Below are 531 nucleotides of genomic sequence, written 5' to 3'. Positions count from 1 at the left end.
TGATAAGCTTTATTGTGGCGAGACTTGCCGTGATGCCTTAGATGGCGCACGGCACTAGAGCTGCCAGATTTAAACAAATTATCAAATAAGCCATTGAAAATCCCACGGTAAATAGTCGTGGTACTGATCTGCACCGGATACTTTTCGACTGCCAAGCGATTCGATATTTCCTCCGGAGACCAAAGGTCTTCGCAGAAGTGTTCTCTCACCACTTCAAACACCTGAGGATTACTCAAGAGAGAGACTCTGCCACAGTTGCCTTTGCGCTGTTTGTACTTCTCCTGAGCCTTCGAAGGTGAATAGGATTTACCAGTAGAATTACGGCTTAATTCTCGAGAAATGGTTGAGTAACTTTTCTTGATATGGCTGGCAATCTCACGAAGTGAGTTTCCATGATTCCTCATTAAAAAGATAGTTTCCCGTTCATCTATGGTAATATGCTTGTAGTGATCCATGGCTAAATTCCTTTCATGATTGTTTTCGCAAACATCATTTTACAGAAATTTGGCCATGGGCCATTCTTTATTTAAT

The 531-nt window shown here is 41.8% G+C and carries 1 protein-coding gene; it reads right to left on the bottom strand.

Features of this window, described 5'->3' with window-relative positions; genetic code table 11:
• Positions 1-455, bottom strand: a 455-nt coding sequence (locus tag FC85_RS15410) for a helix-turn-helix domain-containing protein (protein WP_136846390.1), incomplete at its 3' end; no start/stop codon positions are given.
• Between the last annotated feature and the right edge of the window lie 76 nt (positions 456-531).

The organism is Lentilactobacillus diolivorans DSM 14421, from assembly GCF_001434255.1.
Lineage (GTDB): Bacteria > Bacillota > Bacilli > Lactobacillales > Lactobacillaceae > Lentilactobacillus > Lentilactobacillus diolivorans.
This window is presented reverse-complemented; position numbering and strand designations above follow the sequence as displayed.